20 protein-coding genes are annotated in these 22,774 nt (G+C 53.0%); 4 read left to right on the top strand and 16 right to left on the bottom strand.

Annotated elements, in window-relative coordinates; genetic code table 11:
• From C0081_RS18540 to C0081_RS18505, 8 genes are all read right to left on the bottom strand, one after another.
• Positions 1-1,260 carry an MGH1-like glycoside hydrolase domain-containing protein gene (locus tag C0081_RS18540; RefSeq protein ID WP_101535347.1) on the bottom strand — a complete coding sequence of 420 codons (1,260 nt, stop codon included), beginning with the start codon at positions 1,258-1,260 and terminating at the stop codon, positions 1-3.
• A 9-nt stretch (positions 1,261-1,269) separates the two neighbouring features.
• Entirely contained in the window at positions 1,270-2,469 is a 1,200-nt protein-coding gene (locus C0081_RS18535; RefSeq protein WP_101535346.1) for a carbohydrate ABC transporter permease, read from the bottom strand.
• Entirely contained in the window at positions 2,466-3,755 is a 1,290-nt protein-coding gene (locus tag C0081_RS18530) for a carbohydrate ABC transporter permease (RefSeq protein WP_245417998.1), read from the bottom strand. The genes C0081_RS18535 and C0081_RS18530 overlap by 4 nt, the downstream gene beginning before the upstream one ends.
• A 159-nt stretch (positions 3,756-3,914) precedes the next feature.
• On the bottom strand, positions 3,915-5,279 hold the full coding sequence (locus C0081_RS18525) for an ABC transporter substrate-binding protein (protein WP_101535345.1): 1,365 nt from the start codon (positions 5,277-5,279) through the stop codon (positions 3,915-3,917).
• Positions 5,280-5,320: 41 nt separating this feature from the next.
• The gene (locus C0081_RS18520; RefSeq protein ID WP_210200561.1) at positions 5,321-6,388 is read right to left on the bottom strand and encodes a LacI family DNA-binding transcriptional regulator; all 1,068 of its coding nucleotides are present in this window, start codon (positions 6,386-6,388) and stop codon (positions 5,321-5,323) included.
• A 474-nt stretch (positions 6,389-6,862) separates the two neighbouring features.
• A complete protein-coding gene (locus C0081_RS18515; protein WP_101535344.1) occupies positions 6,863-10,210 on the bottom strand; it encodes an error-prone DNA polymerase in 3,348 nt (1,115 codons plus the stop codon).
• Positions 10,207-11,769, bottom strand: coding sequence for a Y-family DNA polymerase (locus tag C0081_RS18510; RefSeq protein ID WP_245417997.1), 1,563 nt, complete (start codon positions 11,767-11,769; stop codon positions 10,207-10,209). Before C0081_RS18510 ends, C0081_RS18515 begins: the two co-directional genes overlap by 4 nt.
• Positions 11,717-12,379 (bottom strand): ImuA family protein, encoded by a 663-nt coding sequence (locus tag C0081_RS18505; RefSeq protein WP_101535442.1) that lies wholly within the window; start codon positions 12,377-12,379, stop codon positions 11,717-11,719. The genes C0081_RS18510 and C0081_RS18505 overlap by 53 nt, the downstream gene beginning before the upstream one ends.
• A gap of 360 nt (positions 12,380-12,739) precedes the next feature.
• Here C0081_RS18505 and C0081_RS23720 point away from each other — a divergent pair, with 360 nt between their 5' ends.
• The 3 genes from C0081_RS23720 to C0081_RS18490 all read left to right on the top strand — a co-directional run bounded on the left by C0081_RS23720 (position 12,740) and on the right by C0081_RS18490 (position 15,125).
• Positions 12,740-12,874: a hypothetical protein gene (locus tag C0081_RS23720; protein WP_280952893.1), complete on the top strand. Its 135-nt coding sequence runs from the start codon at positions 12,740-12,742 to the stop codon at positions 12,872-12,874.
• A 462-nt stretch (positions 12,875-13,336) separates the two neighbouring features.
• Positions 13,337-14,632: a glycerate kinase type-2 family protein gene (locus C0081_RS18495; RefSeq protein WP_101535341.1), complete on the top strand. Its 1,296-nt coding sequence runs from the start codon at positions 13,337-13,339 to the stop codon at positions 14,630-14,632.
• Between the two features lie 10 nt (positions 14,633-14,642).
• Positions 14,643-15,125 carry a YaiI/YqxD family protein gene (locus tag C0081_RS18490; protein WP_210200560.1) on the top strand — a complete coding sequence of 161 codons (483 nt, stop codon included), beginning with the start codon at positions 14,643-14,645 and terminating at the stop codon, positions 15,123-15,125.
• 18 nt (positions 15,126-15,143) lie between these two features.
• On the opposite strand, the gene C0081_RS18485 is transcribed toward C0081_RS18490, so the two are convergent.
• From C0081_RS18485 to C0081_RS18450, 8 genes are all read right to left on the bottom strand, one after another.
• A complete protein-coding gene (locus C0081_RS18485; protein WP_101535340.1) occupies positions 15,144-16,301 on the bottom strand; it encodes an iron-containing alcohol dehydrogenase in 1,158 nt (385 codons plus the stop codon).
• A 73-nt stretch (positions 16,302-16,374) separates the two neighbouring features.
• Positions 16,375-16,839, bottom strand: a complete 465-nt coding sequence (locus C0081_RS18480; RefSeq protein WP_101535339.1) for a hypothetical protein — start codon at positions 16,837-16,839, stop codon at positions 16,375-16,377.
• Between the two features lie 75 nt (positions 16,840-16,914).
• Entirely contained in the window at positions 16,915-17,613 is a 699-nt protein-coding gene (locus tag C0081_RS18475; protein WP_101535338.1) for an NAD(P)H-binding protein, read from the bottom strand.
• 43 nt (positions 17,614-17,656) lie between these two features.
• Complete coding sequence (locus tag C0081_RS18470; RefSeq protein WP_101535337.1) at positions 17,657-17,998, bottom strand: hypothetical protein; 342 nt, start codon at positions 17,996-17,998, stop codon at positions 17,657-17,659.
• A 110-nt stretch (positions 17,999-18,108) separates the two neighbouring features.
• Positions 18,109-18,969: a metal ABC transporter permease gene (locus tag C0081_RS18465; RefSeq protein ID WP_101535336.1), complete on the bottom strand. Its 861-nt coding sequence runs from the start codon at positions 18,967-18,969 to the stop codon at positions 18,109-18,111.
• Complete coding sequence (locus tag C0081_RS18460) at positions 18,966-19,823, bottom strand: metal ABC transporter permease (protein WP_101535335.1); 858 nt, start codon at positions 19,821-19,823, stop codon at positions 18,966-18,968. Before C0081_RS18460 ends, C0081_RS18465 begins: the two co-directional genes overlap by 4 nt.
• Positions 19,824-19,826: 3 nt before the next feature.
• Positions 19,827-20,732, bottom strand: coding sequence for a manganese/iron ABC transporter ATP-binding protein (locus C0081_RS18455; protein ID WP_101535334.1), 906 nt, complete (start codon positions 20,730-20,732; stop codon positions 19,827-19,829).
• 2 nt (positions 20,733-20,734) lie between these two features.
• The gene (locus C0081_RS18450) at positions 20,735-21,652 is read right to left on the bottom strand and encodes a metal ABC transporter substrate-binding protein (RefSeq protein ID WP_101535333.1); all 918 of its coding nucleotides are present in this window, start codon (positions 21,650-21,652) and stop codon (positions 20,735-20,737) included.
• Between the two features lie 307 nt (positions 21,653-21,959).
• Between C0081_RS18450 and C0081_RS18445 the strand changes: the two genes are divergently transcribed.
• The gene (locus C0081_RS18445; RefSeq protein WP_101535332.1) at positions 21,960-22,751 is read left to right on the top strand and encodes a YiiX/YebB-like N1pC/P60 family cysteine hydrolase; all 792 of its coding nucleotides are present in this window, start codon (positions 21,960-21,962) and stop codon (positions 22,749-22,751) included.
• Positions 22,752-22,774: the final 23 nt, after the last annotated feature.

The raw sequence follows: 22,774 nt of genomic DNA, 5'->3' as shown, positions 1-22,774 counted from the left end.
TTATAACCTCCCCTTGGCATGAGGCCCAGCCCATGTTAGCCAAATCGCCGCAGTCCATGTGAAGGAATCTCCGCCTGCGGGTGTGCCATCAGTTGGGCTGAAATACTCATAAAATCCATGTTCCGCGATCAGCTTCTGCGTATCCTTGCGCAGCCGTTCAGAAAGCAACGTGTGCCCGCTTTCATCAAGGCCTATTCCGATCAATGTATTGACAATGCCCCAGACGGGCCCGCGCCAATAACGCAACGGCTCAAAACGCTCATCTTGCGGGTCAAGTGACGGCACAGCAAAATTGACCTTTGACAGGACCTCCTCCAGCTTTACCTTCATTTCCGGACTATCAATCCCTGCATACCAGCACAGGAAAGAAGCCGAGCTGAGAGAGCCTGTAAATTTGCCCGTTCTGAGATCCACGCTGTCGTAATATCCGTCAGGATTCCAGTGCCGCTTGACGCCTTCTTCAAGCTCAGCGATCCAGCCTTCAATCTCATGCGTCAAGTGATCCAGTTCGGACGCCATGTGAAGCAAATCGCGACATGCACGCAGGAGAATGAATGTCATGCCGACATCCCCGACGCGGAAAGGAGACCCTTTACGAATGGTCGTCTCGTCCCAATGCGCTTCACGGCCATAGTAGAGCATGGCGAGATAGCGATCATAATCAGCCTTCTTGGGTCGCATTTCAGGGTCCACATGACTGGTATCCCGCCGGACATACTCCCCAACACCCGTTGGATCAACAGCCTGCATGGCAGCGTCCCAATCGACGGCATTATCGCGACCACTTTCCCATGGGTGGGTGATGGCAACCATGCCATTATCAACCCGGTTCTTCATAAACCAACGGTGCCAGCTGACAAGGCGACCATAAACCAGATCTATATGCACGCGACCATAGCGCTTGTCGGCTTCATAGATGGACCGGATCAATGTCGCGGCGACAGGGGGCTGGGTGATTCCCGACGTGTGGGGAATACGATCCACACCCCAAACATCTGGGCCGGGGAAATAGCCGTCCGCGCGTTTATGGAAGATAATATGAGGCACCATGCCCGTGTCCCACTGGCCAGTGAAGAGCGTGTGAATTTCGAACCATGCCCGCTTGACATCAAAGACAGAAAATCCCCATGCAGCGAAACAGGAATCCCAGTTCCACTGATAAGGATAAAGCCCTGAGGTCGGCACGGTATATCCCCCCCGATCATTATTTCTCAGGATGCGCCGAGCCTGTCGATCAAGCTTATCGTTATTGATGGTCATTTTGACTTGTTATCCTTTAACAGAGCCCGCAGTCAGGCCTTTGGTCATAAAGCGTTCCAGTCCAAGGAAGATTGCCATGATAGGGAATGTCGCAATCACGGCTCCAGCCATAAGATGCTGGCGGGGAACCTCGGAGGAATTGAGCATCGTGACGCCACGCGTCAATGTGAATTTGGAGGGGTCGTCGAGCAACATGAAGGCCAACAAAAATTCATTCCAGGCAATCATGAAGACATACAGTGACACCGAGGCCAAAGCAGGCAACGATAAGGGCAGCGTGATTTTCCAGATCACACCCAGCCGTGACAGGCCGTCCATAAGCCCGGCTTCTTCCACCTCGCCCGGCAGGCCACGGAAATACCCCTGCAGCATATAGAGCGCAACTGGAATGGTGGTGACCGGATAGATCAACAGCAATCCAAAGATCGAATTGCGAAGCCCGAACATTGAAAAACCGACATAGATCGGCAAGGCCAAAACGATCATCGGCACCATATAGATCAACAGGATCGAGCGGGACATCACCGCTTGCCCCTTAAAGCGCAATCGTGCAACCGCATAGGCACCGGGCACACTGAAGGCCAGCGTCACCGCCACCGTTGCAAGGGCAACCAAAAAGGAGGTTAGCAAATAGGAACCGAAATTGAACTGCATGAAGAGCTCTTCATACGAGCGCAATAATCCCCAGCCTTTACTCCAATCAATGGAGAAGTCCAACGGATTGAGCATCAAGGCTTGCTGCCCCTTAATCGAGGTCATGACCATCACATAGAAGGGCACAATCACAATCGCAGTGAAGAAGACATAGCCAAATCCGGTTAGAAACCGAACAATGGATTCTTCAAACTGATGACGCGTCAATCGCGCGGCAGGCAACTTGTGCAACATCGCCCGCAAAGGCACAAATAAACCGGCTGCCAATACCAGAACACCGACAGCTTGAGCCAAGCTGCGCTGATCCAGTGGCACGCCAAATGGCTGAAGCAAACTCAGGCCCAGAACAATGGCCAAGCTGATGAGCAATCCAAGCCAGACGTTGGCCACATAGAGCGCCACATAGCTGATGGCAACACCTTGCAAAATGGAAATCAGCCAAATTGGCCGCACCGGCAAGCCGGTAGAAAAGGCCAGCAAGATGGTCAGGCAAACGATAATGGTAAGGCTCCACAAAGCCCCGATGACTGGAGAGAGAATAAGTCCGTGTTTCATAGCCCTTCCTCCCGGCTCATGAAGCGGAAGAAGAAGAATGAGAAGCCAAGCAAGCAGGCAAAGATGACCACAGCCACCGCCGCCCCAGCGCCAATATTGGAAATAGCGAAGGCCTGTTCATACACATTCACGGTGAGCGTGCGTGTACCAGCGTTGCCGCCGGTCAGCAAGAAAATATCGTCGAATTTGTTAAAGGTCCAAATGAAGCGCAGCAGGAACAACACAGAGAGAATGCCCATCAACTGCGGCAAGGACAGATAGTAGAATTTCTGGAATGGTGATGCGCCATCCATATCAGCCGCTTCATACATATCGGTATCAATCGACTGCATGCGCGCCAGAATGAACAAGAAGGACAGCGGAAAATAGCGCCAGATCTCAAAGACAGTCACCGTAAACAGGGCCAACGGACGCTCACCAAAGAAATTGATCGGAGCATCAATCAGCTCCATCTGCAACAAAAGCGCATTGAAGGACCCCGAAAAAGGATCGAGCAATGTCACCCATGTGAAGGCAACAGCAATCACCGGTGCAACATAGGGGAACAAGAACAAGCCGCGCAAAATGCCCTGTCCGGCAAAGTTGTGATTGAGGATCAAGGCCGCCATCATGCCCACCAGCAACGCGCCAATGGTGCCAACAACGGTATAGAAGATCGTCACCCACAGCACTTCAAGAAATTCCGAGCTGTCAAACACCGCTATGAAGTTCTTTAAAGTGAAATTGAAGCTGAACAACTCCGAAGTCGCGGTCCCCTTCATCTCGGGTTCTGTTTTGCGGATATTGGTGCCCGCATCGAGAAAAGCCTGTTCCACGACCACATTGATATGCAGATTTTCGCGATGGCCCGGCTCCCAATCCCCCAAAACACAGGTTAGCTCTTGCCCTGTCAGCGCACAACGTGCGTCAAGATCCGAAATCGTTAACCCAACCGGCCACTGATCTTTCATCGTTACCGACGTAATGGGCTTTTCTTGCGAGCTATTCTTGAGACGATATTCAACAATCGCGCTATCACCCACCACCTTTGGCTTGCCTTTGAGGCGCTCATACACACCGGGCGTTGTGGGGCGCAGATCGGCCAGACTGATCGGTTTGGCACTGATCCAAAAGATTGCTAGCAGGGGCAAGACGATAACCAGCGCCACACTGAGCAAGGTTGGCATGAGCAATCCCCAAGCCAGACGCGCTTCGCGTTTTGCCAAGGGGCCTGCCCCGGGAGGCGCAGAGGCGTTCATTTTCGCCTTTTTGCCCGCAGGGCTGGTTTGTGTTTCGGACATCGACATGAGAGAGCTCCAATGCCGCAACGGGAGAACAAAGCCCCCGGTACGAGAGATAGTCCAGCGATCCAAAAATCGTGGAAAATGCGATAGATCTTCGTTTGCGTATCCCTGCTGAAATGAGAGACATTGCAGGGATACGCTTCAAGCATTTGGAAAATTGGCTTATTTGATTTTAGCCAACTCTTCATTCAATGAAGCAACAGCTTCGTCACCGGTGATCACACCATCGGTGAATTTGCGAACGATCTGGTTGAAGATCTGGCTGTTGATGATCTTGGACGCCAAACCGAGTTGACCTTCCTTGACACCCCAACGCTGAGCCACGTCCAAACCAGCAACAATCTCGCCGATCATCTCGGCAGGATACAGCTCAGCAAGTGGTTTTTTGCGATCAACACCGACTGGCAATTTGGACCAAGCGTCGACAAATTTGGTGGCATTTTCTTTGTCACCACGACGAATTGGGAATTTGCCCTCTGGCGCGATGGCCAACGTTTTGGTGTAGCCTTCGTTCATGGAATAGGTCACAAACTGTTGGGCTGCTTCAATGTCAGCATCTGACGAGATACCGAAATAGCGGACATCACCCCAAGCAGCACCGGCGGCATTGGAAGGGCCTGCGAAGTTAGTGACGATGCCCGTTTTAGCAGCCAGTGCTGGGCTGGTTGGGTCATCATTGATGGTTGGTGGAGCAGAATCGCGCAGACCAGCCAATTCATCAAGAATGAATGGAGACCAGATAATCATGGCAGCTTTGCCAGCAAAATACAGCTCGCGAGATTGCTTCCAATACAACTCGCCTGGAGGAGACGCTTTCACAATCGCTTTGTAAAATTCGAGCACTTCCTTGGTTTTGGTCGCGTCGAGCTCTTTGAACCCATCCGCATCAACCGGAGAAATACCGTTGGCGAGGAACACATGCTCCAGCACCTGGCTCATGAAGTTTTCATCCACTTTGGTGGCAGCAACAAAGCCGTACATTTCAGGCGGATTATGCAGAGCCTTAAGAGCCGCTTCAACATCGGCAAAGGTGGAAGGGGCTTTCAGTCCCTTTGCATCAAACAGGTCTTTGCGATAGACGATCATTTGCGTCCAACCATCAACCGGTACCGACGCAAAACCATCCTCAACCGCAGCCATATTCAGGGCACCCGGGGCAAATGTCCCTTGTCCGAGTTCTTCGATCACTTCAGTGGCAGCGTCAATATCAAGAATACCAGCATCGACCCAAGGCAAAGCATATTGCAGCGGATGATAGATCACATCTGGCAGATCCCCGGCAGCGAATGCAGCTGTCGCACGTGTGCCAAGGTCTTTTTCGGTCACAGGGATCACTTCAACTTTGATGCCGGTTTTGGCTTCAAACGCTTTTGCCATTTCTTGCTGCATGGCCAAACGCGGGGTCTGTTCTTCGGTGGTCCAGAAGCGGATACCGTCCGCCGAAGCCGAAACCATAGTCAGGCCCAGAGCCAGAGAAGTGCCAACCAACAGGCTGGTTAAGCGTTTGCTTTTGGTAGAAGTCGTCATTGTTAAACCTCCCAATCTAACGGTGTTTTAAAGTTTTTGAGTTAGGAGACCGGCGGACCATCAGAGGCCCGTTCGATCAAAGTGGCTTCGCCAAGTTGGCGGAGTGTTTCAGGCGCTTCGCCACGGATGCGCTTGATGAGTAGGCCCGTAAGAATTTCTCCTGCGGCCCGATTGTCGACCGAAAAGCTGGTCAGAGGGGGAGAGGCATATTCCCCTTCGTCAATGCCATCGTAGGAAATGATAGAAAGATCGCGGCCAATCTTCCGGCCTCGCTCTTTAGCGGCTTGATAGACACCCAGCGCAGCAAGATCGACAGCGCAAACAACGGCCGTTGGCGGCGCAGGCAAATCCAGCAAAACCGCGCCTTCCCTAAGGCCATCCCGCTTGGTCACGGCATTAGGGCGCACCAGCGTTTCGTCATAGGCCAATCCTGCTTTTTTCAAACCCTGAACGTAACCATCAAAACGCAAACTGGCGTACATGTAGCGGTCAAGGCCATTGATAAAGCCAATGCGCTTGTGACCGAGGGTTACCAGCCGGAGAACCGCTTTCTCAATAGCCAGCTCACCCTTGATATCGAACCAGCTGCATTCATCGTCATTGCCAGTACGTCCAAACATTACAAACGGAACGCCATGAGTCCGAAGAAAGTCGACCCGAGGATCAATCACTCGCGTGCGCGGCAAAATGAAACCGTCCACTTTGCGCTCATTGCTCAGACGTTCAATTGTTTCCAGCACAGCTTCGGAATTTTGTGCAGTGGTCACGGTCAAAGTCCAGTTTTCCTGACTGGCTCGCTGAGATATTCCATCGATAAAATTGGTAAGGAAAGGACGATGACTGCTAGACCCCCCAACATTGAGCACCAAACCTACCGAACGCATCAATCCGGTCCGGATAGCCTGTGCCTGCACCATGGGTTGATACCCCATACGCTGGGCTGTCTTGGACACTCTGAGGCGCGTGCTCTCGGCAATATCGCTGTAACCATTTAGCGCACGAGACACAGTACTCTTGGCCATAGCCAACTCCTCGGCCACATCTTTGATGGTTACTCTGGGCTTGCTACTTCTGCGCCCCGAATTCACGCTATTGTCTGGTTTGCTCACACGTCCCTCCTGATTAAAGCTTCTTCTCCGAAACCGGTTTCGGCAAGAGAATGATACCAACAATTGTAATATCTAGTCCCAATAGTCCGTAGAGAAGTTCGAAAAGATCTGAAACCGGTTTCGTGAAAAATTCAAACCATGCATTAACGATGGCCAAAATCTTTTTAGTTTCAAACAAGTAGGGTGTCTTCGAAATCGGTTTCGCAACTGCAATAATTATGGAAAATCACGTAATATTTTGAAGAAAATAAAAACCGGAACAGCCTGTGGATTTCCCGATTCAGACAACCAAGCGCGGCGCCTCTCTAATTTTGCTCATCGGCCTTGCGCACGCCTCTATCAGCACACGAGAGAGCCACAGACGTCCCAAATCAAAAGCATCACAAAGCAACCGCCAACCAGCTTGTTTCAGATACCCTATGCCCCGAAGAAAGCCATGATGAGGCCTCCGGCTCCACGCTTTCGAATTGGGCCTTAATGAAAATCCCGACTTGGAAATAGCTTTTTGGCCTGCTCACGCGGATGCCGTGCTCTTGAGGCAGGGGGCGATGCCGGACGCCCCAGCGCTTTGGACGCTTTGATGCGGGGCGCATCATCGGCCTGCGGTTGGGTGATACCCACCACCTCATCAAGCGGATGACCAAGCTCGGACAGACGGTGCGATAGATCCTCCACCCGTTCGGCAATCAAATGCACCACGATGCCTTCCTTCTGCAACGTACCATGCACCCGCAAAAGCCGCCCCGCAATCACCGCCCGCCGGAAAAGCTTGTAGATCTTGGGCCACACCACCACATTGGCCACCCCAGTCTCATCTTCCAGTGTCACAAAAATCACCCCCGATGCGGTGCCGGGGCGCTGGCGAGTGATCACCAAACCGCAAACGCTGGCTTTTTTCACCCCTGTGGTCAGTAAATCGCTGTGGGTTGTCAGCTCTGGCATCGACGGCCGCAACAGCTCCATCGGGTGGGCCCGCAGGGACAGCCGCATGGCGACATAATCCTCCACCACCTCCTCGCCCAAATGCATCGCCGGTAACGTCACTTTCGGCTCGTCGATACACTCTCCGTCAATGGGGTCATTGAACAGCGGCAAAGGCTTGAGCCCCGCTTGGGCTTTCACCTGCCACAAAGCCTCGCGCCGGTCCATTTCCATCGACACAAAGGCGTCCGCCTCGGCCAACCGTTCCAGCGCACCCGACGACAGGCCCGAGCGTTGCCACACGCTCTGCGGATCAGGATAGCCATTGCCACGAGCCGCCACGATCCAGTTGGCATCTTCTTTTGAGAAGCCTTTTATCTGCCGAAAGCCCAGCCGCAATGCCTTTGCCCCATCGCCGCGCCGCTCCAGCATGGTGTCCCAACTGCTGTTGTTGACGCAGATGGGCCGCACCTCGATGCCATGTTCGCGCGCGTCGCGCACGATCTGGGCGGGCGCATAAAAGCCCATCGGCTGGGAATTGAGCAAAGCACAGGCGAAAATCGCCGGATGGTGACACTTCAACCAAGCCGACACATAGGCCAGCATAGCAAAAGCCGCAGCATGGCTTTCGGGGAAGCCATATTCGCCAAAGCCTTCGATCTGAGAAAAGCAGCGCTCGGCAAAATCTTTGTCATAGCCGCGCTGCAACATGCCTGCCAAAAACCTGTCCTTGAAGCTGTGAATGGTGCCCATGCGCCGGAATGTCGCCAGTGATCGCCGCAATTGGTCTGCTTCTTCGGGAGAAAACCCTGCTCCTACCACAGCGATCTGCATGGCTTGCTCTTGAAACAGCGGCACACCCAGCGTCTTGCCCAACACGCCTTCCAGTTCTTTGGACGGAAAATGTACTTTTTCACGCCCCTGCCGCCGGTTGATATAGGGATGCACCATCCCCCCCTGAATAGGTCCGGGCCGAACAATCGCCACCTCGATCACCAGATCATAAAAGCGACGGGGACGCATACGCGGTAGAAAATTCATCTGCGCCCGGCTTTCCACTTGAAACACCCCCACCGCATCGGCCACGCATAACATGTCATAGGTGGCGGCATCCTCTTGCGGCACCGCCGCGATGTCATAATGCAGGCCTTCATGCTGTTTTAAAAGGTCAAAGCTCTTGCGGATACAGGTCAGCATGCCAAGGCTCAGGATATCGACCTTGAGAATCCCCAGCGTATCGATGTCATCCTTGTCCCACTCGATGATGGTACGATCTTCCATCGCCGCATTCTCAATCGGGCACAATTCATCCAGCCGCCCCTTGGTGATGATAAAGCCTCCCACATGCTGCGACAAATGCCGTGGAAAGCCAACGATCTCCCCGATCAGTCGCACGGTCTGCATCAACCGCCGATCCCCCGGTTCCAGCCCCAGCTCTCGCATGCGACTGGTGTCGACGCCATCATTGGACATGCCCCAGATCTGCCCGGACAAAGCCGCGGTCACATCTTGGCTCAACCCCATCACCTTGCCCACTTCGCGAATGGCCGAGCGAGAGCGAAAATGAATCACTGTGGCGCACAGGCCGGCACGATGGCGGCCATATTTTTCATAAATATGCTGGATCACTTCTTCGCGCCGCTCATGCTCAAAATCCACATCAATATCAGGCGGCTCGCCGCGATGTTCCGAGACAAAGCGTTCAAACACCATGGTGATGATTTCGGGCGCGACATCGGTAACCCCAAGGGCATAACAAAGGATCGAATTGGCCGCCGAACCGCGCCCCTGACACAGGATTTTTTGTTCTTTGGCAAAAGCCACAATGTCATGCACAGTCAAAAAATAAGCAGCGAAGCCCAGCTTTTCGACCAGCGCCAGTTCCTTATCCGCCAGTTTGCGTGATTTTTCTGGCACGCCAGCAGGATAACGCCGTTTGAGTCCTTGTTCGGTCAACCGGATCAACCGCGCTTGCGGCGCTTCCTTGCCAGCCACCTCATCGGGATATTGATAGGACAGCTGGCTGAGGCAAAAATTACAACGCATGGCAATCTCGCTCGCCCGACGCAGCGCCGCCGGATGCCTGCGATAGAGCCGCTCCATATCAGCAGCACCCTTCAGCCTCCGTTCTGCATTGGGAAGTGCCCGTGAGCCGATTTCATCAATGGTGACATGCTCGCGCATGCAGGTCAGCACATCCGCCAGCTGTCGCCGTTTTGCGTGGTGCATCAACACATCGCCCACCGCCACCATCGGCGCAGCCAACCGGTAGGCAAGCCGTGCGCAGGCGTCAAAATGGGCCTGATCCGTGCCGTTATAGGCAGGTGCAGCCCCCAAAAACACATGCCCGGGGAAGCGCTGCACGACTGTGCCGAGATGAGCAACCACATCGGGATGTGCCAAACCCTGCTGCGGCAAGGCAATGATCATCATGCCCGAGCACCCCTCCAACATGTCGGCCAGCACCAAATGGCAGCCCCCTTTCCCCGCGCGCCTTTTGCCCAACGTCAACAGCCGCGCCAACCGCGTATAAGCGGGCCGGTCTGTCGGCAAAACAACCCAGTCAAGGGCACTATCGGCCAAAGCCAACCGACAGCCGACAATCAGTCGAGGCACTTTGATGCCGTCTGTATTTTGATTGACCCGTTCAATTTCCTTCAGTGCAGCATAAGCCCGCACCACACCTGCCAGCGAATTGCGGTCGGTGATGGCAATTGCCTCCAGTCCCAATTCTGCCGCTTTGCTCACCAGTTCCTCGGGATGCGATGCACCGGTCAGAAACGTAAAATTGGAGGTCACACACAATTCGGAATAGACCTTGGGTCGCAATTGCTCAAGCTGTTGGGGCGACACGGCGGTCGATTGCGGACGCCCCTTGCTTTGCTGCCTGTCTGGGCTCATGCAAATTCCCCCTGCACAAACCAGCTGGAAAAATGCGACAGCCGGTTCTGTGGGGTATGAAACAGCCAGAGCCGCCGCCCCTGCCGTGTCTCCACCCACCAGTAATCCCGCAAGCCCGTCCGCCAAGCAGCATCTTCCCACCACCATTCAGGTGCAATGCGCTCTGGCCCGCGCGCCCGCTCAATGCTCAACGCCATACGCCGCCAACGAAAATGGGCCGGAGGCTCCCGTCGTCCTGATATAGACTCTTCTTCCTTGTTATAGGGCAGCACAAGCGGCTCTGGCGGAAACAGGCGCAACGGACGCGGTTGACCAGCCCCAGAAACAGAGCCTGAGTCTGCTGCCGCACAGCGCGGCCATTCCTGCGCAGGCGCACTCCAAGCCGCAGGTTGTATGGAAAAACTGCGCTCGGGGATATGACTGTCTGCAGGCACAAAACGCACAATATTTTCAAGCCCGATCCGACTGCCAAGCCTGGTGATCAAATCATCCAGCGGCTGGCAAGACCCGCCACTGCCATCATCGTCATGCCCCCCCACACCAGCAACCGACGCCGTTACCAACTGCTCATCCACCAACGGCTCGATCACCACCGCTTCAAGCCGCACCATATCGATACCAAATCCGGCATCCACCTCATTCACACTACGCTCAAACAGCGGCAGAATGCGCGCGGCTTGCCGCATGGGGCGTGCGAGGCGCAATTCCACCTGACTGGCGGCCAGATCCATCCGCCGCATAGTCAATTGCAACACCCGCACACCACAGCCTTGTTCCACCAGCTTGTCGCAGAGCCGGTCCAACAATTTCGAAGCCACGGCCATCACATCCGAAGCCAGCCCGATGGCTTCGGGCAAGCTCATACGTACGCCATAATGCGCAGGCTCCCCCAACGGCGAGATCGTCTCGTTGCGATGCCCCAACGCCTGATCCATCCGCATCAAGGGCGTCAAGCCGAAACGGCGCGTCAGTGTTGCCCTTGGCAGGGCATAAAGATCTTCAATGGAGCGCACACCCAACCGCAAAAGGCCGGTGCAAATTTTGTCTTCCAGACGCAGTGCTACGACCGGCAGCCCCTTGATGGCATCAAAGCTTTTCCCCGCCTCGGCCAATCGGCCAGAGGCACCGCCTCCTTCGAAAAAAGGACCTTCAGAAAAATGCGCAAGCGCCCACGCCGCGCCCCGCGTATCGGCCAGTGCAAGCTGCACATGCAATCCAGCCCGCATCATCCGGTCCTGCAAAGTCTGCAACAACGCCTCTTCGCCACCAAACAAATGGGTCGATCCGGTCACATCCATGACCAATCCGTCGTCCCCTTCCAGACCGACCCACGGGCAATAGCGCCCCGCCCAGCGCGCCAGAAGATGCAAAAAACGGCTGTCCGCTTCCCTGTCGGCAGGCATGGTCTGCAAACCGGGACATAACGCACGGGCATCAGCCAAGCCCATCCCCCGCTGCAATCCTTGCGCTTCGGCCTGTTCATTGAGACAATAAAGGCGATCGCTGTTACTCAGCTGCAACGTAAGGGCAAACGGCATCATCGCTGGCTGTCGCCGCATAATGCGGTCGCTCGCCAGCCTCGGAAACCACAATGACACGACGCGTCTCTGCATCCCAGATGATATCCCAATATCCAATTGTTCCTGATTTGTTCTTTATAATCTGCCACCGTTGCAGAGTCGAGTCAGAAGATGCCAAGCCGGGCACAGCCTGTCGGAAAAGTGGTGCACAATGCCAGCGGCTTTCTGCTGCATTATTCCCCATATCCTCGCCAATCAGCAGAAGTCCGGTCGCCCCTCCCATCTCTGCGGCTAGTTGCAAACGCCGACCTGCGGTAAAGGATAAAGCCTGCCCCACTTCAACCACCACAGTGGAAACCGCGCCCGAGCGCAGCGCCTCTTCGGCACAGGCCAACATGTTTTTTTGATCCGCGACACGAGCAAGCAGCATCCGATGCGGATCACAAAAAACAGACAGGCCAACCGGATTGAGCTGGTCGGACCGCCAGCCTTGAGTCAGCCATAAAGCGGGCCGCGCATGATTTATGCGGGACCCACTTTTGCTCCCAATGCCACAAGCAATCGCCGCGAATGCCGTGGAACCATGGCCGGTCACTTCATGCGCACGACCGGCTTTCAAAGGATAGCTATTGGCAAACACATCATCCATCACATACCTCACTCAAAAACAGAACATAAAAGGAACATATCAGAATCCAAAGCCTCTGTCAGCGGCTTTGGATGCAGCAAGCAAGCGTCTTTTCCCAAAGGTAATTTCAAGCAGACTTTGAGCAACCTTTGAGCAAACAGTCCGACCTATTCCAGCACAATCGATCCGGAAACCAGCAACCCAAAGCGCAAGGAGCTAAAATTAATTTGCACAGCAAAAAATAGAGCCATGCATATATCGCATGAACGCTAAGCAAATTTGTCCCTTTATGAAATCCCCCAAGATGGCATTATGTCACCAAATCCTAGGCTCAGGTCTCCAGAATATGCTGGAGGCTTCCAACCCAAAGAGGTAAAAGCCATGTCTATTAAAAGCAGCAACCCACTCTCGATTGCCCTCAGCATTTTCAAAGGCACAGGCAAATCCGAGCAGCGCATTCATCCAGAACGCCGCGACTGGGAAGCCATGACATTCTACCGTCGCGACAACCTCTAAAATAAGCATAAACACTTGCAAATAAAGCAAAATATGGCCTAGCCATGTCCTATCGGCAAAGCTGCTAGGCAATAATGACGCTTTATATCCACGACGAAAGTAGTAGATTTATACTTGTAAGTGAGCCAACGAAGCCCCTCTCGAGGGGCACCGTCATCTGAGACGGGAGGCCACTGAGCAACATGCTGCCTCCTCCCCGATACGGCATGTTATTCAGACCCGCCCAGATGATATCCATGCCTTGCCCCCGGTGTTAACCGGGGACAGGGCATATTTTTTGTAAACTCACCCAAAACCATCCCCAACCGTCCATTTATCTCTGTAAAGTCTGATTTCAGTCCCCTGCAAGACTGGACCTTGTTGCTCCACGCCTCTTATAGTCGTGCAAACCAACAAACACCCGATCCGCCTCATCCGATTGCATCATCAAGGGGCACAGACTGGGCAAGTGAGGATGAAATCATGGCAGCGGCGAACCCAATCATTCAACAACTTAGAGAGCAGGCACTTGCCTTATTCCAGATCGGAGTGAATGCGGCCAACCCAAAAGCCGGGTTGGACAAGGCATTTCAAGATAATCCCCTCTCTCCCCTGCAGGATGGCCGTTATTTGGTCATAGCACTAGGCAAGGCCGCCAATGCCATGGCAACAACGTGCCTTGGTGCCCTGCCCCAGGACACGCCATTTGAAGCGCTCGTCATCACCAATTATGAAAATGCCACGAAGATCGAAGGCGCAACCACATTCGCAGCAGGCCACCCCGTTCCAGATGAAAATGGCCTAGCAGCAGGCAAAGCCATCATCGATCTGTTGGCCACGACAACCGACAAAGACAAAGTCATCGTCCTCATCAGTGGCGGCGGTTCGGCGTTGGTTCCAGCCCCCATCGACGGGATCAGCCTGGAAGATAAAATCGCGGTCAACAAGCTGCTGCTGTCCAACGGCTACCCCATTCAGGACATGAATCTGATCCGCCAGACCCTGTCCCAACTCAAGGGCGGCGGCCTCAGCCAGTTGGCCCGGCCCGCGCAGGTGCAAAGTTATATCCTGTCTGATGTGGTGGGGGACGATCTCAGTGTCATCGCCTCCGGCCCGACCAATCCCCCACTGGGAACAGCCAAAGACGCACTGGCTTTGTTCGAGCAAAAAGGCCTCATCGATCAACTGCCAGCCAATGTCCGCAGCGCTCTCGAAAACAAACTGGGTGACCAAACCAAAGACCTGTCCAATACCACCAATCTATTGATCGGCTCAAACCGCATCAGCCTTGATGCCATTTTTGACGCGGTACCATTGGGTTGGCGTGGTCTGATCCTCGATGATTTGCTAGAGGGAGATGTCGAAGACATCGCTCCGCATCTGCTTGCCGAAATCTCGGCGGCTCCCAGAGGCGAAAAGACAGCTTACATCTGGGGAGGCGAGACCACTGTGACGCTGAAGGGCGACGGCTTGGGCGGTCGCAATCAGGAACTGGCGCTGCGCCTCGCGGCTCTTGCTGAAAAAGAGCCGCAACAAGACGGCCATTGGGTCTTTTTATCCGGCGGCACCGACGGGCGCGACGGCCCCACCGACAGCGCAGGCGGATTGGTTGACGCCCAAACCCTTGCCCGCATTAGAGAGCAAGGCGCCGACCCAGAAGCTCTGCTCGCCAACAATGACAGCTACAAAGCCCTTGCCCTGTCCGGCGATCACATCATGATGAGTGCCACAGGCACCAACGTCGCCGACATCCAAATCTGTCTGGTAGACAAGACCTAGGGCGGATCATATGAGCACAGACCAAACTCAAGCGACGAGCATCGAAGTCTATGTCGATGCAGATGCGTGTCCAGTCAAAGAAGAAATATACAAAGTCGCGGAGCGCCACGGCGTGCCCGTGACATTGGTCGCCAATCAATTTATGCGCATCCCGCGCGAAGACTGGGTAACCTTTGTCAAAGTAGAAGACGGCCCCGACGTCGCCGACGATTATATTGCCCAAGCGTCCCATGACGCGGCGGTTGTTGTCACTGCCGACATTTTACTGGCACAAAGATGCATGGAAAAGGGCGCAATCGTCATCGGGACAACGGGCAAGCCCTTCACCGACAATTCCATCGGCTCTGCTGTCGCCATGCGCAATCTGATGGCGGACTTGCGAGAAGTCAGCGATGTAGGTGGTGGCCCACCGCCCTTCTCAAAAACAGACCGTTCTCGTTTTCTCTCCAGCCTGCATGAAGCACTGGCCAAACTGAAACGTGATCGAGGCTGACAAGCGCAGATAACGCACCTACCAAGCCGCTTTATAGATCGCCAACGCCGCCACTTCATCTACCGGCCGCGGATTGTTGACCAATAGCCGCGATTGTTTCATCGCCTCGGACGCCAAATGCGCCAAAGCATCCCGCTCGATACCCACTTGCCGCAATTGGGTTTTCATGCCCAATTCCGAACATAGATCGGCGATGTGCGCCACAAACATGGCCGCCCTTCGGTCTTTAGACACTCCCAACAAATCAGGAAAGACAAGCGGAGCCAATTCGGCATAAGCATCACCGCAGACCGTCGCGTTAAACGCCAACACGTGAGGCAACACCAGTGCGTTAGAAAGACCGTGCGGAACATGGTAGTAGCCGCCAATTGGGTAGGCCAACGCATGCACCGCAGCAACGGGACTGTTGGCAAAAGCCTGCCCCGCGATCAGGGAGCCAAGCAACATATTGCTGCGCACTTCAAGATTTGAGCCATGCTCAACCGCCGCCTTTATATTGCTTCCCAGCAACTCCAGCGCACCGCGGGCCAACCCCTTGGAAATCGGATTATTATTGGGTGACGTCGAAGTAAAGGCCTCAATGGCATGCACCATCGCATCAACGCCGGTCTCCGCCGTAATAGAAGCAGGCAACCCAAGGGTCAAAGCAGCATCCAGAATAGCCAGATCGGGCAACAGCTGCGGTGCGACAACACCTTTTTTCTCACCCTCTCCGATGGTTACGATGGCCACCGGCGTGGCTTCCGATCCGGTGCCCGCAGTGGTGGGAATGAGAATAAGCGGCAAGCGCCTTCCTTTTGCCAGACCCACCCCATAGATATCATCCAGCGCCTCGCCGCCACCAACCATCAGCGCCACCAGCTTGGCAACATCCAGAGAAGAGCCACCACCGAACCCAACGATGGTATCGACATTTGCCTCCAAGGCTTGAGCCTTGGCCGCCTCGACAACCGCAACAGGAGGATCGGCGACCACTCCATCAAACACGACATAGCAGACACCTGCGTCTTCCAAAGATTGGAGAAAGGGAGCAAGCAGCCCGATTGCAATCAGTCCCTTATCGGTGATCACCTGGACAGATCGACTGAATCTGCTCGCGATGTCAGGGCCAATTTTGGCAGTTACCCCGACTTCACACCGGATGCTTGGCGTCGTATTGAATGTAAAAGCAGACATGGTTCCTCCCGACATCATTGGACAGGACACTAAGCAGCACTGCTACCGATAAACAAGCCCTCTCTATTGCGAATTATTTGCATGCGGTCAGCTCGAAAATCTCACTTGGCATTTTTTGTAGATCACCAGACTTTATCGCCTGATAATAGCCAAGCACAGACTGTGGAAACAGGATCACTTTTGCAGCAGGCTCGTTTATGTCGGGAATGGCTGCAGTGGCGTCATAGTTGCCGATGGTATAGGCGACCCCTTCATAAATCGCCTCTTCACATTCAAGCCCATAGGTTTCTACTTTGCAGGACTTGGCAAACCGCGCGTAGGGCACACCAAGCCCATTGCCATAGATAATATCACCAATGAGCCTGTCGCCGGTGGTCGTATTCTCAAGCCTCATAACATAGGGCGCGGTTACAGTGCCCCTTGTCTCAAAAGACAAAGTGAAGCCGCGATCATCGGTATAAATCCCGTTTGCCTGCGTACATTCAACCGCGAACGCCGGCCCGGTCAATAGCATGAGTGCAATCAATAGGCGGATCATAATGGTCTTCCTCCCTAGAAAAGAAGCTGACCGTGGCACAATCCCATCAAGTTGGAAAGGCTACCGATGACGACCTCAATAAAGAGGGGCCTCGTTAAGGGCTTCGAACGCATCCCATTCAAGCACCTCAACGCCACGGCCAGTCTTGACAAGATTGTTGGCTATAGCCCTACCAAGGCGTTCAACCTTGATACCACGCAATTTACGCAATGGACCAATGAGCAATGGCGTCAACAATGGCCAAAGTGCCAGCGTAAGCCCTTGGCTTAGCCCGTATCGGTTATTGGGCGTCAAAATCATCGATGGATGAAAGAGGCTGACACGGGAGAAACCAAGCGCGACGATTCCGTCTTCGAGTTCCCCCTTGGCTTTAAGGTAATATTGCGAAGATTTGGAATCAACACCAACCGAACCAAGGGATTGAAAATGCTCGACTCCTTGGTTCTTGCAGTTTGTTGCAAAGGCTAGAACAGCATCCTTATCGATTTTCAAGAAATCCTCTTTTGAGATTTTAGAAGGCTCCCCAACACCAAATGTGCTAATACCAATATCATGGCCATGAAGGTGCGTCTGATAGGTCTCGGGGTCCAAAACATCAACAACATGCTGCGTGATCTTATCGCTTTCAACGGCTGATAGACTGCGCACAAGCAGAGTGATTTTGCCAACGTCATCCAGTTCAACAAGTCGCTTGAGCGCTTGCGTGCCAACGGCACCCGTCGCACCAATCATAACAATTGATTTTAGCGATGCCTTATTTGTTTGGTTGGGCATATCAATCCTATGTGCGCGTTGCACGATTTGTGTAGGAACAGCTTTATTTCACAGGCAGAAGGATCGGCTTGGGACTACCATCCTTGGGTGGCCTAGGCGGTTTCATGCTCAAATCCTGAAAATTCGCTTTGCCAGCACCGCTGCCACTGCGATAAGTCCTGCTCGGACTTACGTTTGTCTTAAAGCCTTTTTTGACTTTAGCAATAGCACCGATATGACACCCCGGTGAGCCATCGGCATGAACCCCAGCGGTACCACCCCGACCAGCACAATCTCTTTTATACGCTTGCCACTCTTGGTTGGTCATCGCCGAAGCAGGCACCACAGAGCCAATAATCGGCGCGATAAACGAAGCAATCAAAAGAGCACGGGACACAATATTCATAGGCAAATCCTATCTTACTAAAAGTTACAATCAGCAGTAGGACGCACCGAAACAGAAATCGGTTCAACGATGGGAAATTTTTTCTTAGAAATTTTCTTAGAAAAAAGAAACTATCCTTGCTCGGCAGCCACCATTCTCTTTGACGCAGCCTTATTACGCCTGACACTGAACACAAAAGCCGCAACAAACACCAGCGACATGGACAGCACGATGGTAGGTGCAGGCGCACTATCGAGAAAGAAGCTGGCATAAACCCCTAGAATAGAACAACCGACAGCCACCAAGAGCGAAACACCAAGCATGGCGGTAAAAGTACGCGTGAGTAAAAAGGCAATCGCCCCCGGCGCTATCAAATAGGCAATCGCCAGAATAAGCCCGACCGAGGCCAGAGCCCCAACCACGGTGAGAGAAATGACGGACAACAAACCGTAATGCAGCAGGCGCACTGGCAGACCAATAGCCATCGCATGTTGCGGATCAAACGCGTGGGCCAGCAAATCCAGTCGCTTGGCCAACACAAAACCTGTGGTCACCAACCCTATGGCGATGACGGTCAAAAGATCTTGCGTGCTCACCCCCAACATATTGCCATACAGAATATGATCCAGATGCACATCTGTCTCGATTTTAAGATACAGCACGATGCCAAAGGCGAACATGCCCGAAAAGACAATACCCAGAATGGTGTCTTCTTTGACGCGGCTATTTTCTTTTAACCAGCCGGTCGAAATGGCACAGAACATACCTGCACAAAAAGCCCCGACAATGAAAGGTAGATTGAGAATATAAGCCAGCACCACACCAGGGAAAACCGCATGCGCAATAGCATCCCCCATCAAGGACCAACCCTTGAGCACCACATAACAAGACAGTAGCGCCATAGGCAAAGCCACCAGCACCGATATTAGGAAGGCAGTCTGCATAAAAGGATACTGAAACGGCATCCATAGCATTTCAAAAAAGCCGCTCATAGCTGTCCCTCCAGCGCTTCCCGCGCCTTGCGACGTGCCGCCAGCATGCCATGCTTGGGCGCAATAACAAAGACAATCAGGAAGATCAAAGTCTGCAAAACCACAATCACACCTCCAGTTGCCCCGTCTAGAAAATAGCTAATATAGGCACCAAAGAAGCTGGTCAGGGAGCCGATCAGCACCGACACCATGATCAATCGAGGAAAGCGGTCACATAGCAAATAGGCCGTCGCGCCCGGTGTCACCACCATCGCTATCACCAAGAACGCCCCAACGGTTTGTAGCGCGGCCACAGTGGACGCGCTCAGCAAAGTGAAAAACAACACCTTGAGACGGTCTGGATTCAAGCCAATCGAGCGCGCATGGCTTTCATCAAAAAAAGCGACCATCAGATCTTTCCACTTGAGCAGAAGGATCGCCAGCGTCACCCCACCAATGATGAGCAATTGCAGGCTGTCGCTTTCAGTGATGGCCAGAATATTGCCAAGGACAATGGTCTGGATATTGACGGATGTGGGCGACAACGAAACCATAAACAAACCAAGCCCAAAGAAGGACGTAAAAATCAAACCGATGATCGTATCTTCTCGCAGCTTGGTTCGTTGATTGAGAAACAGCATGGTGGTTGCGGCCAAGCCACCCGCAATGAAAGCACCGATTGAGAATGGCAGCCCCAATATATATGCCCCAGCCACCCCGGGCACGATCGAATGGGACAGCGCGTCACCAATCAAGGACCAACCCTTGAGCATCAGGTAGGAGGACAGAAAAGCGCAAATTGCCCCCACCAGTGCGCTGATAAACATAGCGTTGCGCATATAGTCATAGGAGAAAGGCTCCAGCAAAATCTCCATGCCTCACACCCCGCCCTTGTCAGACGAGCCATCATTGGCGGGGTCAGCTTCCCCATAGAGCACAAAGGGGCGTTCATCGTCGGTCAGAACCGTGACCTGACGGGTGTCGTCATCATCATGCAGTTCGTTCCCACCGAGAATGAAATGGCGCAAAACACCGCCAAAGACTTTTTCCAGATTGGATTGCGTAAACACATCCCGCGTCAAACCGGAAGCCAATACGGTTTTATTGACCAACACACATCGGTCACAAAATTCCGGCACCGACCCCAAATTGTGGGTCGAGACCAACATGACATGACCGTCGGTGCGCAGATCCCGCAAAAGATCCGTAATCTGCTCTTCGGTTTTGACGTCAACCCCCGTGAAGGGCTCATCAAGCAAGATCACTCGACCTTCTTGTGCCAGAGCACGAGCCAAAAACACGCGTTTTTTCTGCCCGCCAGACAACTCACCAATCTGGCGTTTGCGAAAGTCCTGCATATTGACCCGTTCAAGCGATTCTTGAACCTTGTCATAATCGTATTTTTTGGCAATGCGCAGCCAGTTCATATGGCCATAGCGGCCCATCATGACCACATCTTCCACCAAAACGGGAAAATTCCAGTCCACGTCTTCAGCCTGTGGCACATAGGCAACCAGATTGCGCTTCAGCGCGTCACGTGCGGGCATGCCAAGAATCTGCACCTCCCCAGAGGCAAGCGGAACAAAACCCATCACCCCCTTGAAAAGGGTTGATTTCCCCGATCCATTGACACCAACAAGCGCCGTAATAGAGCCCTGAGGGATCTCAAAATTGGCATCATGCAACGCTGTGTGCCCATTACGATAGGTCACGGTCATATCACGCGCGACCAATCCCGTTACGCCTTGGCCCGAAAAATCATACGGCGCTTGTAATTTACTCATAGTCAGTCAGCCAATCCGTCCGCAATGGTTTGCGCAGTCACTCGAAGCAAATCCAGATAGGTCGGTACGGGTCCGTCTGGCTCGGACAACGAGTCCACATAGAGAACACCACCATATTTGATGCCCGTCTCTTGCGCCACTTGTTTGGCAGATTTGTTCGAGACGGTGCTTTCAGAAAAAATCACTGGGATATTCTCTGCCCGAATGGTGTCAATGACGCGTTTGACCTGCTTTGGCGTTCCTTGCTGATCGGCATTGATGGGCCAAAGATATAATTCCTTCAGTCCAAAATCACGCGCCAGGTAAGAAAAAGCCCCTTCACTGGTCAGCAGCCATTTCTTCTCATCGGCAATACCCGACAAGCTGCTGCGAATGGGGTCAGAAACGGCACGGATTTTATCCTTATAAGTTTCGCCGTTCTCTTTATAGATTGCAGCATGCTCGGGATCATATTCAGCCAAGGCCTTGACGATATTATCAACATAAATCACCCCATCACTGGGAGACATCCAGGCATGCGGATTGGGCTTGCCAGTATAGGGGCCCTCGCCGATCGACATGGGTTGAATACCGTCAGTCAAAACAACACTTGGCACATCGTGCAAATTGGCAAAAAAGCGCTGGAACCAAAGTTCGAGATTCAAGCCGTTCCACAGAATTAGGTCAGCGCCCTGACCACGGATCAAATCGCGCGGTGTCGGCTGATAATTGTGTATCTCGGCACCCGGTTTGGTGATGGATTCCACCAATGCCAAATCACCGGCCACATTGCGGGCCATATCCGCAAAAACGGTAAATGTGGTTACCACTTTAAATGGCTGGTCCGCAGCTTTGGCACGATCCACCAGTGAGACGAAAGGCACCGCCATCACCATCGCCGCCGCCATCACTGACGATAAAACCAGTTTTTTAAAATCCATCAAACTCTCCAATACAATACGCGGCAAGCTAAGAGACCACCTTTTAGCCGACCATAATCAGGCTCAAAAAATAAAAAGCTTTCTACCCTATGCAAAGAAACTCTATCAGCGACAAAAACTAATTGCAACTGCTTTTGAGAAGCATTCGCAACTAGAATAATTTCGGCCATAATTTCATGTTCTATTGCTACAATGAAAAACCACACCAGAGACAAATCAGAGCCAGATGCCCTAAATCATAGACAAACATTCAAACTTTCATTTAATTGAAAACACCATTAAAATAGAGTTTTCTGCGAATGACATTATGAACCAAATTCTTGCAAAATCTTTCCGAATACCAATAACCATTTGGGGCGATATATTCGCACGAACTGGCTGGATCGGCTTGCTTTTTGGGCTCTTTGCGGTGCATATGGCAACGGATTTCACCATCAGCTTGGCACGGCACCAACCTCTTTTTACAACCACATTCGAATGGGTTGCCAAAGGGTTGGCCAACAGCGTTGGCTTCATTGAATTGCGCCCTGGCTATCTCACCCAAGACGACCATGCTCTCAGCAGCCTCAAAGAGCAGTTGCAACCCTTTGATATCATACTGGTCGCGGCACCATTTAAAGGCACATCCTTTTTCACCCCCGGACGCTACACGCATATGGCCATTTGGCTCGGCACATCAGACGACTGGAAAGCCGCAGACTGGGACAAAAACCAACGCTACAAACCGCTTTTCAAAGCGGTCAGTCAAGGCCAATCCCTGCTTCAAGCCGATCGTGACGGCGTGGTACAAACCCCTTTGTCAAACATTCTCAATGCCGATGAAATAGCGGTTTACCGCCCCTCCAAATTAACAAGCCCTCAATTTCACTTTGACCGCATCATGCAAAATATGGGAAAAGCGTATGACTATAATTTGGATGGCTTCGACCACAACCGTGTGATCTGCACAGAATTGGTATCTGGAATCTTCCCGGGCATTCGTGTTCAAAAGAGCACACGTCTTTGGCGCAGTTTCATTTTACCAGACGATTTATTGCGCGGTCTGGAACGGTCAACCAACTGGCAACGCTGGTTTCACGAAGGCCCGCAATCACAATAATTCTGAGCGAGAGTACCGTCTTT

The sequence above is a fragment of the Cohaesibacter celericrescens genome, from assembly GCF_002866925.1.
Lineage (GTDB): Bacteria > Pseudomonadota > Alphaproteobacteria > Rhizobiales > Cohaesibacteraceae > Cohaesibacter > Cohaesibacter celericrescens.
This window is presented reverse-complemented; position numbering and strand designations above follow the sequence as displayed.